The sequence below is a fragment of the Streptomyces bambusae genome (genome assembly GCF_019400985.1).
GTDB lineage: Bacteria > Actinomycetota > Actinomycetes > Streptomycetales > Streptomycetaceae > Streptomyces > Streptomyces bambusae_A.
Genome location: NZ_WTFF01000221.1, coordinates 1 through 12,449 on the forward strand (window position 1 = coordinate 1; position 12,449 = coordinate 12,449).

The 12,449-nt window shown below is 72.5% G+C and carries 12 protein-coding genes and 1 pseudogene; 10 read left to right on the forward strand and 3 right to left on the reverse strand.

Annotated features, from left to right (window positions below):
- Window positions 1–103 precede the first annotated feature (103 nt).
- Together GPJ59_RS25455 and GPJ59_RS38650 are read left to right on the forward strand one after the other, a co-directional pair.
- Complete coding sequence (locus GPJ59_RS25455; protein WP_219670029.1) at window positions 104–523, forward strand: hypothetical protein; 420 nt, start codon at window positions 104–106, stop codon at window positions 521–523.
- Between the two features lie 26 nt (window positions 524–549).
- Window positions 550–2,514 (forward strand): tetratricopeptide repeat protein, encoded by a 1,965-nt coding sequence (locus GPJ59_RS38650; RefSeq protein ID WP_219670030.1) that lies wholly within the window; start codon window positions 550–552, stop codon window positions 2,512–2,514.
- Window positions 2,515–2,518: 4 nt separating this feature from the next.
- Here GPJ59_RS38650 and GPJ59_RS25465 read toward each other — a convergent pair whose 3' ends face one another.
- Entirely contained in the window at window positions 2,519–4,438 is a 1,920-nt protein-coding gene (locus tag GPJ59_RS25465; RefSeq protein WP_219670031.1) for a hypothetical protein, read from the reverse strand.
- A 170-nt stretch (window positions 4,439–4,608) separates the two neighbouring features.
- On the opposite strand from GPJ59_RS25465, the gene GPJ59_RS25470 reads away from it, so the two are divergent.
- Window positions 4,609–5,112: a hypothetical protein gene (locus tag GPJ59_RS25470; protein WP_219670032.1), complete on the forward strand. Its 504-nt coding sequence runs from the start codon at window positions 4,609–4,611 to the stop codon at window positions 5,110–5,112.
- 157 nt (window positions 5,113–5,269) lie between these two features.
- Here the strand turns inward: GPJ59_RS25470 and GPJ59_RS25475 are convergent, their stop codons facing one another.
- Entirely contained in the window at window positions 5,270–5,554 is a 285-nt protein-coding gene (locus tag GPJ59_RS25475; protein WP_219670033.1) for a hypothetical protein, read from the reverse strand.
- A 179-nt stretch (window positions 5,555–5,733) separates the two neighbouring features.
- Here GPJ59_RS25475 and GPJ59_RS25480 point away from each other — a divergent pair, with 179 nt between their 5' ends.
- Complete coding sequence (locus GPJ59_RS25480) at window positions 5,734–6,795, forward strand: LuxR C-terminal-related transcriptional regulator (RefSeq protein WP_219670034.1); 1,062 nt, start codon at window positions 5,734–5,736, stop codon at window positions 6,793–6,795.
- Window positions 6,796–6,951: 156 nt separating this feature from the next.
- Here the strand turns inward: GPJ59_RS25480 and GPJ59_RS25485 are convergent, their stop codons facing one another.
- The gene (locus tag GPJ59_RS25485) at window positions 6,952–7,440 is read right to left on the reverse strand and encodes an isochorismatase family protein (protein WP_219670035.1); all 489 of its coding nucleotides are present in this window, start codon (window positions 7,438–7,440) and stop codon (window positions 6,952–6,954) included.
- Window positions 7,441–7,665: 225 nt separating this feature from the next.
- Here GPJ59_RS25485 and GPJ59_RS25490 point away from each other — a divergent pair, with 225 nt between their 5' ends.
- The 6 genes and pseudogenes from GPJ59_RS25490 to GPJ59_RS25515 all read left to right on the forward strand — a co-directional run.
- Window positions 7,666–8,124 (forward strand): hypothetical protein, encoded by a 459-nt coding sequence (locus tag GPJ59_RS25490; protein ID WP_219670036.1) that lies wholly within the window; start codon window positions 7,666–7,668, stop codon window positions 8,122–8,124.
- A 159-nt stretch (window positions 8,125–8,283) separates the two neighbouring features.
- On the forward strand, window positions 8,284–8,508 hold the full coding sequence (locus tag GPJ59_RS25495; RefSeq protein WP_219670037.1) for a hypothetical protein: 225 nt from the start codon (window positions 8,284–8,286) through the stop codon (window positions 8,506–8,508).
- Window positions 8,489–9,010: a DUF6879 family protein gene (locus GPJ59_RS25500; protein WP_219670038.1), complete on the forward strand. Its 522-nt coding sequence runs from the start codon at window positions 8,489–8,491 to the stop codon at window positions 9,008–9,010. The genes GPJ59_RS25495 and GPJ59_RS25500 overlap by 20 nt, the downstream gene beginning before the upstream one ends.
- Before the next feature lie 14 nt (window positions 9,011–9,024).
- Window positions 9,025–9,876, forward strand: a complete 852-nt coding sequence (locus tag GPJ59_RS25505; protein WP_219670039.1) for a DUF5753 domain-containing protein — start codon at window positions 9,025–9,027, stop codon at window positions 9,874–9,876.
- A gap of 244 nt (window positions 9,877–10,120) precedes the next feature.
- Entirely contained in the window at window positions 10,121–11,302 is a 1,182-nt protein-coding gene (locus GPJ59_RS25510; protein ID WP_219670040.1) for a methyltransferase domain-containing protein, read from the forward strand.
- A 258-nt stretch (window positions 11,303–11,560) separates the two neighbouring features.
- Window positions 11,561–12,259 (forward strand): annotated as a pseudogene (locus GPJ59_RS25515) (helix-turn-helix domain-containing protein); the annotation flags it as partial.
- Between the last annotated feature and the right edge of the window lie 190 nt (window positions 12,260–12,449).

Below are 12,449 nucleotides of genomic sequence, written 5' to 3' on the forward strand. Positions count from 1 at the left end.
GGAGCGCGAACTCGTCAAGGTGTGAGCCGTAAGGCCGGCACTGACGGCGTAGCAGCACCACCCGGGCCCGGTCCCGCACCCCTTCGAGGTGCGGGACCGGGCCTTGTGCCTATCGGGTGACGCCGAGGGCCGGGGCGCGCGTGCGGCGCAGGAAGCGGCGCCGCGCGGCGATGCCGAACTGGACGCGGGCGACGCCGTCCGGCGCGTGGAACTCGACCTACGCCTGCCCCCGGCCGGCCGGGCGCGCCGGATCAGAGCCGAGCGCGCGCCGACCGTCATCACCGGGAACGTGAGGGGCGGCCCGCTCGCCACGGGCTCCACGGCCCCCGGACCGCCCACCCGGCCCCGGCTCCGGCCGACCCGGCCCACGCCCGCCGAGCCCCCGGCCGACGGCATCCCGCGGGCCGTGGGCGACGGCACCCCGCGGGCCGCGGGTGAGGACGTCCGGGCGGCCCGGGACGCCACGATCGTCCTCGGCGACGTCCACGACAGCGCCCTCGGTGACGGGAGCGAGCGCCGGTGAGCCCCTGGCGGAAGGACCGGAGTGGCGTGAGCGTCGGCGGTGACGCCCGTTACAGCGCCCTCGGCCCGTACAGCTCCGTCGTCGTGCACCAGCCGCCCGCCCAGGGCGAGGCCGCCGTGCGCTGGCCGCTGGAGGTAGGCTCCGCGCCCGCCCTCGCCTCCGCCTTCCAGCCCCGCGCCGCACTGCGGGAACGGATCGACGCGGCATGGACCGGGGGCGGTACGGCGGTGCTGACCCAGGTCCTGTCGGGCGGCGGCGGGGTCGGCAAGTCGCAGCTCGCCGCCTCCTACGCCGCCCAGGCCCTTGCCGAGGGGACGGACCTCGTCGTGTGGGCCCCGGCCGCCGAGCCCCAGCAGGTCGTCGCCCGCTACGCCCAGGCCGCCCTCCGGGTCGCCGCCCCCGGCGCGACCGGGGAGGTCCCGGAAGCCGACGCCCGCGCCTTCCTGGCCTGGCTGGCCACCACCTCCCGGCGCTGGCTCGTCGTCCTGGACGACGTCGCCGACCCGGCGGGCATCGAGCCCCTGTGGCCGGCGAGCCGCACCGGCAGCGGCCGGGTCCTCGCCACGACCCGCCTCCACGACGCCCGGCTGACCGGCGGCGGGCGGCGACGGGTCGCCGTCGACGCGTACGAACCGGCGGAGGCGTCCGCCTACCTGCGGGCGCGCCTGGCCGAGGAGGCGGGGCTCGCGGACGGGGCCGTGGACGAACTGGCGCAGCGGCTCGGACATCTGCCGCTCGCGCTCGGCCACGCCGCCGCGTACATGATCAACCACGGCCTGCCCTGCACCCCGTACCTGGCCCGGTTCACCGCCGCCCGGTCGCTCGCGGAGGTGCTGCCGCCGGACGCCGACGCCGAGGGCTACGGCCGCGCGGTCGCCACCACGCTCCTCCTCTCCCTGGACGCCGCCCAGGAAGCCGACCCGGCGGGCCTCGCCGTACCCGTCCTCCGCCTGACGGCCTTCCTCGACCCCGCGGGCCACCCCGGGGCCTTGTGGGCCACACCGGCCGTCCGCGCGTACCTCGGAGGCGCCGAGCTGGCGACCGTCCACACGACCCTGCGCGTGCTGCACCGGTACGCGCTCCTGACCTGTGGTGCGAACTCGGTCCGCGTCCACGCCCTCACCGCCCGCGCGGTCCGCGAGACGATCCCGGACGGGGAGCGGCGCGGCCTCGCGGTCGTGGCGGCCGAGGCGCTGCACGCGATCTGGCCGCATCCGGAGGAACCGCACCGGGAATGGGCCGCCGTCCTACGGGCCAATACGGACGTCCTCGCGGCGACCGCCGGACGCCACCTGTGGCTCCCGAAGGCGCACCCCGTCCTCTACCGCGCGGGCTCCAGCCTGGCGAACACCGGGCACCGGGAGGCGGCGCTGGCCTACTGGGAACGGATGGCGGCGGAGACCGCACGGACCTTCGGCGGCGAGCACGACGACACCCTGGCGGCCCGCGGCAACCTCGCCCTCGCCTACCGGGCCGTGGGCCGGACGGAAGAGGCGTGCCGACTCGGCGAGCGGAACCTCCGCGACCTTGAGCGGCTGCACGGCCCGGAGGACCGGCACGTCGTCATGACCCGAGCGCAGCTCCTCGTCATCCTCTCCTCGGCCGGGCGCGTGCACGACGCGATCAAGATGGGGCAGCGAGCCCTCACCGGTCACATCCGGGAGTTCGGCCACGACCACCCCCTGACCCTCAGCGTCCGCACCAACCTGATAGGGGTACGCCTGCAGGCCGGAGCGGCCGAGGAGGCCACCGCCCTCGCCGAGAGCCATCTGGAGAACATCGCGAGGCTGCTCGGCCCGACGCATCCGAACACCCTCTTCGCCCGGAACAACGTCGTCTACGCCTACGGGCGGGCGGGGCGGCTGGACGAGGCCGCCGCCCTGCTCGACGCCCTGGTGGCCGACGCGGAGCAGGTGCTCGGCCCCGACCATCCGGAGACCCGGGCGTACCGGCGGTCGCTCGCGTACGCCAGGGGCGCGAGCCGCGCCTGACCCGTCACCCGAGGCTCCCGCAGGGCGGGTCCTGGGAGCGAGATCCTTCACCGGGGGGCAGGCTCGACGTCAGGCGGGAGAGGCCGCGGCGCAGTCTGCGGAAGTACGTGGCCCGGCTCAGGTGCAGCCGCCGGGCCACCTGGTGGTGCGTACGGGCCCGGCCGAAGTAGTACGCCTGCAGGATCGCCCCCGCCTCCGCATCCGCCGGCTCCCCGGCCGCCGCCAGCTCCGCCACCGTGTCCTCCAGCCAGGCCCGCAGCCCCACGGCCGAGCCGATCCCCGGCAGGGTCAGCAGCGGGCTCTGCGCCAGCGCCGCGAGATCGCCGGCCCGGGCCAGGGCCCACGCCACCAGCACCCCGGCGTCCTGCCCCGCCACCCGCCGCACCTGCCCCCCGCCGGCCACCGCGCCGGACGCCCCCGCCCCGCCGGGCGCCAGTGCACCCATCCAGCCCGGCAGCCCGGCGGCGCCGAAGTCGTGGCTGTAGACCTCGGGCCGGCGCCCGCACCGGTACACGTCGTCGCGGATCTCGCCGTGCGGACGGAAACTCAGGGTGCGCAGCAGCGCCTGGTAGTCCGGGCTGGCCGTGGACACCACCAGATGCCCGGCCCGTACCGACTGCGCGAGGACGTCCCGCAGGATCTGCCCGTGCACCACCGGGTCCGCCCCGTACGCGGCACCGAGGAACAGCCCGCCGTGCGCCCCGCCGCCCACCAGGTCCGGCGTGTGCTGCTGGAGCAGCGGCTCGATGCCGGCCTCCGTGTCCGCCCCGACCGGGAACAGCGCCGCGAGCCCGACCGGCCGCCCCTCCCGGTCCCGGGCCAGCCGGAACGCGGCGGAGCCGCCCTCCAGCCAGCGCTCCACGATCCGTTCGGAGCGCCGTACGTCGAACCCGCCCCGCACCGCCCACCGGTGCATCAGCCGGCCGATGTCCTCGGCCTCCCCCGGCCGGGAGGGCCCGATCCGCGAAACCTCCTCCGCGGGTGGGAACAGGGTGGACCGCACCAGCGGATCCCCCGTCAGGAACAGCCCTTCCTCCACCAGCCCGGCCCGCTCCTCGGGCCCGGGGGCAGGGGCACGTTCGGTCAGCAGCGCCCTGCGGTACCCCGCGGCCCGGTTGCGCACCTCCTCGTACGCCTGCGGGCGCCGCCACCGGTACGCCGTCTCGAAGAGGGTGCGGTACGGCTCCCGGATCGCCAGCCCCAGCCGCTCCCGTTGTACGAGGCTCAGCCCGGCCAGGGCCTCGAACAGCCCCGGCCCGCCCGCCAGCAGCCGCTCGTCCCCGGTGCGTACCGTTGCCAGGAGCCGTACCGCGTGACGCCAGCGCTGCCCCGGCCGTTCGCGACCGAGCCGCTCCAGCACCTCGCCGGCCATCCAGTCGGCGGCGGGGCCCGGGTCCGGGGCGACCCCCAGGTGCAGGGCCCGGCAGGCGAGCTCCGCCAGCAGGGGGACCCCGCCGGCCAGCCGGACCACGAAGGCGAGGTCCGCCGGGTCGGTGATGCCCGCCGCCCGGGCCTGCGCCTCGATCGCCTCCGCGGACCGGGGGCCGATCCCGACGGTCGCCGGGGCGTTCTCCCCCCAGTCCGCGACCGCCCGCAGGGGACGCCTGCTGACCAGCAGCACCGGCCGTAGCACCGCGGACCGCGCCGGATCCAGCACGGCCGCGACCGCCGCGGCCTGACCGGGCCCGTCCACACCGTCGACGAGCAGCAGCCCACCAGGCTGCGCCACGAGCCGCCGCAGCACCCCGAGCCGTCCTTCCCCGGCCCCCTCTCCAGGGAAGCCGTCCGCGAGGTCGACGACCGCCGCCACCGCCAGCCGCCGCGCCAGCACGCTCTTCCCGCTGCCGAGCCCGCCCGTCAGGTTCACCAGGGCATGCGCATCCACCGCGGCCTGCAGCCGGGCGAGATCATCGGTGGTCTCCACGGTCCCGGACCGTACCCAGCGCGCCCGTGTCGCGTCACGGCCGTAACAGGACCTTCGGTGACCGAAGTTGATACCTCGGCGAGACTCCGCGACGGCACTCCGTGGCTAGGGTCGTGACCACCGCGGGCCCGGCGGTTCTCTCCTTCCGTCCCCTGGTGAAAGGACCCCTCGTGAAGTTGGCCCGATGGCTGTCGACCGCAGCCGCGACCCTCCTCGCCGCCGCGGCACTCATCGCCGGCCCGGCGGCAGCCACCGCCTCCGCGGCCCCCGCCCCGACGGCGGCACCCGCACCCGTCACCCAAGCCACGCAGGACTGGGCGATCGCCGCGGTCATCTGCTCCAACTCGCCCATCCCGGAAGGGTGGGTCGTCACGAGCTCGTACCGCAGCAGCGAGTGCGTCACGGGTGTCAGGTACGGCATCACGCAGGTGACCACCCAGACGTCCATGACCGTGTGCTCCGAGTCCCCGATCCCGGCCGGGTGGGTGATCACCAGCTCGTACACGAACAGCATGTGTGTCACGGGCGTCCGGTACGGCATCACACAGGTGGGCACCCAGACGTCCATGAACGTGTGCTCCAACTCGCCCATCCCCGCCGGGTGGGTCGTCACGAGCTCGTACTGGAACAACATGTGCGTCACCGGCGTCAGGTACAGCATCAGGAAGCTCTGACCCCGGCGGCGTGCCTGGACCATCCCGGGGCGGGGTGGTCCAGGCCGCGCGGTGCTGATCGTCCGGCACGTGCCTTTCCACAGGGCCGCCTCCGACCCGGCGCGAGCCCGCCCGCCGGGGCCCCGCGTGAGGACCTCGGCGGACGGTGTGTGCTCGGTCAGACCTGCCAGAGCCACAGGACGTACGGGTAGCTGCCGCCGACGTAGCTGCACGTCGCGTAGGACCCGTACGGTGCGGCGGCGGCCGCGCACTGCTGGTAGGTCGGGAAGGCGGCGACCGGCACCCAGCCGGCCATCGCGGTGACGTCCTGACCCGCGGCCTGCACCTGCGCCTGCGGCGCCGCGTCGGCCGGTGCGGCCTGGCTCACCGTGGCCGTACCGAGCAGAGCGACCACGCTGAGTGCGGCAGCGGCGGCAGCACGTCGAACACCGAGCTTCATCATCGAAATACCCCCCTGGGTGTGGCACCCGCCCTTTCGGCGGGCGCCTCTCGTCGGCTTGCGAGAACAAGACTCGCGGGCGCAGCCGACGTCCTCCATCCCAGAAATCTGGGAAGTCCGGGTGCGGACACGCCGGGCGGAGCCCTGCCCGGTAGCCGCCGTTCCGCCCCTACCGTCGCCGCATGCCCTTCTTACGCCGGCACCGAGCGCACGAAGCGGCCGTGCGGGCCACTGCCGCCACCACCGCCGCCGTCACCGACCCGAACACCGTCTTCGAGTCCGCCATGCGCGCCGCTTCGACAGTGCTGGCGCCCGACGCCTGGGCCGGCGTACTGCTCGACCCGGCGACGCTGATGAATTGCGGTGGCGTCTACCGGCACGGCCTGGCCGCGGAGCACATGCCGCGCATGCTCGACATCGAGTACCGCGAGGGCGACCTCAACCTCATGCCGGAACTCGCCCGGCGCGAGAACCCGGTAGGAGTCCTCAGCGCCGACACCGGCGGTGAGCCGGAGCGGAGCGTGCGGCACCGCGACCTGTTCCAGCCGCTGGGCCTGCGGGACGAGATGCGCGTCCTGCTGCGCGACGGGGGCCGGACGTGGGGCGCGCTGGTGCTCGTACGCGGCCGGGCCTTCGACCCCCACGAGGCCGCCTTCGCGGCGCAGCTGTCACCGGTCCTCGGCGCCGCCCTCCGCCGCAGCCTGGTCCTCGGCGGGGCGCAGCGGCCGCCGGACCGCGACGACTCCGTGCTGATCCTCCTCACCGAGGACTACGACGTCCTCTCCGCGTCGCCCAGGGCCGAGGCATGGCTGGACCGGCTGCCGGAACAGCGCGCACCCGGCTGCGCGGAGCTGCCCGCCAGCGTCTACGGGGTGGCGGCCAAGGCCCGTGCGGACACGTTCACGGGTACGGCCCGGGCCATGGTGCGCACCCGCGCGGGGGAGTGGGCGGTCCTCCACGCGTGGCGGCTGACCGGCGGCACCGGCACGAACATCGCCGTGGCGGTCGAGTCGGCCACGGGGCCGGACCGGGCCGACCTCCTGATGGACGCCTACTCCTTGACCGAACGCGAACGCGACATCACCCTCCTGGTGCTCCGCGGCCACTCCACCAAGGAGATCGGCGGGGCGCTGCACCTCGCGGAGTACACGGTCCAGGACCACCTGAAATCGGTCTTCGACAAGACGGGGGTCCGGTCGCGGCGGGCGCTGGTCGGCCAGGTCTTCTTTCATCACTATGCGTAGCCGGGGTTGGGAGGGTCGCAACAACCGACTCCACGCGGGTGCCGTGCGGCATGTCGCGCCCCGTCGTCCAGCGTTCGAACATGGCGGGCCGCGCGAGAAGAAGCGCTACGGCGAGCCGATGCTCAAGAAGGTCGCCGATCGCCTACGACCACTGATTCAGGTGTAGGCCGCCGTGTTACGCACTTCACCGAACCGGGGAAAGATCTTCTCCACGGTGAAGTCGTGCTCGTCGGCAGCGAAACCGGACATCGCGTCGGCAACGAACTCCACCTCATAGCCGTGGTCGCTCGCGGCCCGCGCGGTGGACTCGACCCCCATCGTGGTGACCAGCCCAGCGAGCACCACTGTGTCCACGCCCAGGTTGCGCAACTGGTCGTGCAGGTCGGTGCCATGGAATGCCCCGACGGTGCGCTTGACGACCACAACATCGCTGGGCTGGACCAGACCGTCAGCGAAGCCGCTGCCTGGCGGCTGCTCGGTTGTGTTCGGCCTCTCCACTCGAACCAGCACCACCGGGCGACCGCTCGCCCTGAACGCCTCGGCCAACCGACGGCAGCGCGTCAGCACCTCTTCGCCGGAGTGCGGAGCAAGGGGCAGGGCGATGATGCGTGGCATCAGGTCTATGAGGATCAGCGCGGAGGTCATGGAGGCGACATTAGGCCAGGACCCGAGCCTGCCCTCCTCCAACTGCACCAACCGGTAAGCACTTCAGGCTCATTCGTCTAGTTGTTCCCTGTCGCATCAACGGGCCGCCGGGACGAACGGGCGTTCGCCGCCGCGGCCGCCGCGATGCTCCGCCGGTCACCTGATGGAGGAGGATGGGCGGCTGGAGGTATGGCTGGAGCTCGCGTGATGTGACGAGGGGGCGGCGTGGACGTGGAGAGCGGAGCGGAGAAGCCGGAGGGGGCGCTCGGGTTCGCGGTGGTGGCCAACGTGCGCAGGGAACTCCCGTACGGGCCCGGCGCCGTGGCGATCAGGCGAGGAACCAAGCACTTCCCGCCCGGCGGGAAGGTCTGGCTCGTACCGCCCCGGTGGGACTGGGGGCACGGGCGGGTCATCGCCGTCGGCCGGCATCGCGGGTCACCGCGGCACAAGTGCGTCATCGTGCCCGTCTGGCACCTGGAGAACTTCCGCGTCCAGGGCGTCTACAGCCCGGCTGTGGAGCGCCGCCTGAGCGGCCACTCCCGCTCGAACGGGCTGTGGGAGACCGAGGGCGAGGCCCGCCCATGGGTGGAGCGTTGGACCTCCGGCGCCGGGCTGTACGAGTGGGACCCGCGCGAGGAGCGGCCACAGCGGCCACAGGGAGTTTCCGGCTTTGGGCTGGTGTGACACACCCCTTTGACGCCGGCCCGGGGCCGGTCCTCCCTCTATGCGCAATTCAGGGTGTCTTGTCGCCCGCTGCAAGCCGGCGCAAGTTCCGTGCAGGGTCACGAGGGTGAGTGCAAGGATCGCGGAGGAGATCCCGAGGCGCTGACCCGAGGAGGGGCAATGGCTCTGCGCATGCTTGGCAAGGACCCGGAGAGCAAGAGCGGCGGAAGCCCGACCGTCTACGTCGACGAGGAGAAGGACACGTACCTCGTGCAGGGCTGGAAGGTGGCCGACGCCGAGCGCCGCGCGCAGCTCGACCTGCCGGACCACGAGGACGTCGTGGAGATCCCCCGCCGCATGGTCCAGTTCTTCGAGGAGGACGACCGTGTCGGCCCCCTCGTTTGAGGAGCTCCTGTCCTCCGCCCGCCACTCCGCCGTGCACCTGGAGATGCGTGACGGTTACATGGCCGAGCCGGCCCTCGACGCGTGGAAGGCCGGGTCCCGGGCCGATCACCTGGCGGAGGACGAGGACTTCCAGCAGTGGCTGGGCTGGGTCCGCGACGCCACCGAACGGGGAGTGCGGGTCCGGCGGGCCCGGGTCTTCTCCACCCCCGAGAGCGACTACATCCGCTGGGAGTACTTCATCTCCGACGCGAACGCCGCGGCCGGGGAGGAGATTCGCTGGCTGCCGCGCCGGCAGGCCACCGACATCGCGTTTCCGGGCAACGACTTCTGGGTGTTCGACAGCAGGACCGTGGTCGTGCTGCACTTCACCGGCGACGGGGAGGCCGCCGGCGAAGGCTGGATGGAGCTGAACGCCGATCCGCATGTCCTTCAGCTGTGCACGGCGGCGTTCGAAGCGGTGTGGGAGCGGGCGATCCCGCACGCCGAGTACAGGCCCGGCTGAGCCGGAGCGCCGCCGTGTCCACTCCGCTCGCCGCCGTCGCCGAGGCGCGGAAGGCACTCGGCGGCCGGCTGCGCGACCTCCGCAGGCAGGCCGGGTTCGCCACGGCCCGGGCGTTCGCCGCCCGGGCCGGCTGGAGCGAGGCGAAGGTCTCCCGGATCGAACACGGCAAGACCACGCCCGGCGAGGACGACCTGCGGATGTACGCCCGGCTCAGCGGTGATCCGGCCGTGTACGCCGATCTGTACGCGGCCGCGGCGCACATCGAGGAGATGTACGTCGAGTGGAGCAGGGTCCATCAGGCCGGTCTCGCTCCGGTCCAGGAAGCCGCTGTACCCCAGTACGAGCGCACCCGGCACTTCAGGATCTACGAACCCGGCGTCATCCCCGGCCTGCTCCAGACTCCCGCCTACGCGAAGGCCATCATGGGCCGGATCATCGACTTCTGGGGCATCCCCGACGACGCCGGGCAGGCCGCTGACGTCCGCACCCGCCGCAAGGCCGCCGTGCTCCGCGACGCCGGCCGCCGCTTCGGGTTCGTCCTTGAAGAAGCCGCCCTGCGGGCGAAGTTCGGCGACACGGCCACCATGGCCGCACAGCTGGCCCACCTCACCGCCGTGTCCGTCTGGCCGCAGGTCAGCCTCGGCATCATCCCGCTGGGCGCGCAGCGCACCATGTGGCCGAACGAAGGCTTCTGGATCTTCGACGAGGAGCGGGTGGTGATCGAGCTGGCCGGCGCCGAGATGACGTTGAAGGAACCGAGCCAGATCACCACCTACGCGCGCGTCTTCGCCGAACTCGCCCGCATGGCGGTCTTCGGCAAGGACGCCCGTGCCCTGATCGGCGATGCGATCAACGCACTGGAATGACCGCGTGCAAGCACATGCAAGTTTGTTGCCTCCCGGAAACGGCATTCCCGATGCTGTCGGCGCAGACGCACATCCTGAAGAAGACAGCGACGACGGGAGGACCCGATGGGTTGGGGAACGGGCAAGGGCGGAGGCGGAGGCAGTGGCCAGCACGCGGGCGGGAAGGACCCGGGGACGTCCAAGCCGAACCCGGACACCTCGTCGCCGAAGCCGCCGCCGAAGCACGGGAAGTGACCACGGCCTGATGTCCATGACCAACGACGCCGGGCAGGCCGCCCTCCGCGGCCTGCCCGGCACCATCGCAGCCGTGCTGGGCCACCCCCTGGACCGGGTGTGGGAGAAGGCCGTCCTGGACGTTCCCCGGCACCGGTTCCTGCCGGAGACGATCTGGCTCGGGGACGACCTCCGGCCATGCTCACGTACGACCGCCCCCGAGGACTGGCTGACCGCCGCCTACGCCGACCAGGCCGTGGTCACACAGATCAACGACGGCGACCCGCCGCAGGACGCAGACCAGTGGTGGGCCTCCTGTTCGGCCTCGCAGCCGTCGATCGTGCTCCGCATGCTGCACATGCTCGGAGTGGAAGACGGGCACGAGGTCCTGGAGATCGGCACGGGCACGGGCTGGAACGCCGCCCTGCTCGCTCACAGGCTGGGGCCCCGGCACGTCACCAGCATCGAACTCGACCCCGCCCTGGCTGCGACGGCGTCCGAGAATCTCCGTGCCCTCGGGCTCCACCCCCGGCTGATCACCGCGGACGGCAGCGAGCCGATCGCCGGGCCGAGGGTGGACCGCCTGGTAGCGACGTGCTCGGTACGCCGTGTCCCGCCCGCCTGGCTCACCCAGGTACGCGCGGGAGGCATCATCCTGACCCCGTGGGAGACGCCCTGGTTGTGCTACGGCCTGCTCCGCCTGGAGGCGGGCGAGGGTGGGGCGGCAAGCGGCCGCTTCTCCCTGCACTCGGCGTTCATGCTCATGCGGAACCAGCGCACCGATCTGCGGATCTTCCGTGACGTGGTCCGCGACGAGCACGTCCCGGACGAGTCGGTGACCTCGCTGTCGCCGTGGGCGGTCACGGGGCCCGATTTCGCCGCGCAGTTCGCGATCGGCCTCCAGCTGGAGGCCGTGTGGCACACCTGGCACGACCGTCCGGACGTACCAGGCGTCGCCGCACGTCTGTGGTTGGCCACCACCGATGCGACGTCGTGGGCGGCCGTCGACGTCGCGGGTGGGCGCGAGGATCGTTTCGCCGTCTGGGAGTACGGGCCCCGCCGGCTGTGGACCGAGGTGCATGCCGCGCATCAGTGGTGGACCACTATGGGCGAACCGGGTCCCGAACGCTTCGGAATGACGATCAGCCCGGACGGCCACCACAGGGCATGGCTCGACACATCGGACCGGCTGGTTCCCCCTTACGTTGCGTAGCTGGGGTTGGGTGGGTGTGACGTCTCATGCGTGACGTTTCACAGGGCTTAACTCCCAGGTGGGAAGCGCAGGTTGGGGTGCGCGCAATCTTTCCGTTCGCCTGACGGTCGTCGCCGTGGGTGACTAGCGTGGGACCCCGTACCGACCCGTACTCTTCAAGGAGTACGGGTTGGCACGGCTATGTTCCGTGCTCAGGTGGGGAGTTACACCGTCATGCCACCCAGGAAGAGGCCTCGGCCCAACTCGTCAGCAATGAAGATGGTCGGGGCGCAGGTCGCCACCGGCCGCGTCGCCAAGAAACTGACCCAGCGCGCACTCGCCGAGCAGATCGGCATCGACGTCGAGACCCTGGCCTCGATCGAGCAGGGCAGGCGCGTCCTGATGCCGGACGTCGCGGAGCAGCTGGACCGGGAACTCGGCCTCCCGGGGCTGCTCGCCATCGCCGCGAACCAGCTGCCTGAAGTCGACATGGTCCCGGCGTGGGCCGAGCCGTACATGGAGGCCGAAGCCCAGGCCGTGGCCCTGTCCTGGTACGACACGCTGCTCGTGCCGGGTCTGCTCCAGACCGAGGACTACGCTCGCGCGGTCTTCCGATGTCGCGTCCCTTACATGGGAGACGAGAAGGTCGAGCTCCAGACCGCCCGCCGGATGAAGCGTCAGGAGATCCTGCGGCGACCGGTCCCGCCGAACCTCAGCTTCGTCATCTCGGAGGCCGCCCTCCGCGACCGGCTTGGGGGGATCGACGTCTACCGGGAGCAGCTGCGCCATCTGCGAGCTTGCTCCGACCTCCCCTTCGTTTCGCTCCAGGTGCTCCCCCTCGGAGTCACCGCCCACGCAGGTCTCACTGGCCCGTTCATCGTGCTGGAGACACCCGATCACCAGCGCCTCGCTTACTCCGAGACGCAGCGCGGCAGCATCCTCGTACGCGACCCCGGTGAGGTCAGCATCCTCGCCCAGAAGTATGCGATGCTGCGAACTCAGGCCCTCAACGCGGAGCAAACGCGGGGCCTGTTGGACCAGCTGCTAGGAGTCTCAATGACGGAGTCAAGCCGTCTGCGTGACCGGCGGAGTGGGGGTGAAGACCCGATTGTCTCGCAGCAGCGCCCACAGGACGCTTGCCCGGCGGCGAGCCAGAGCGATCACAGCC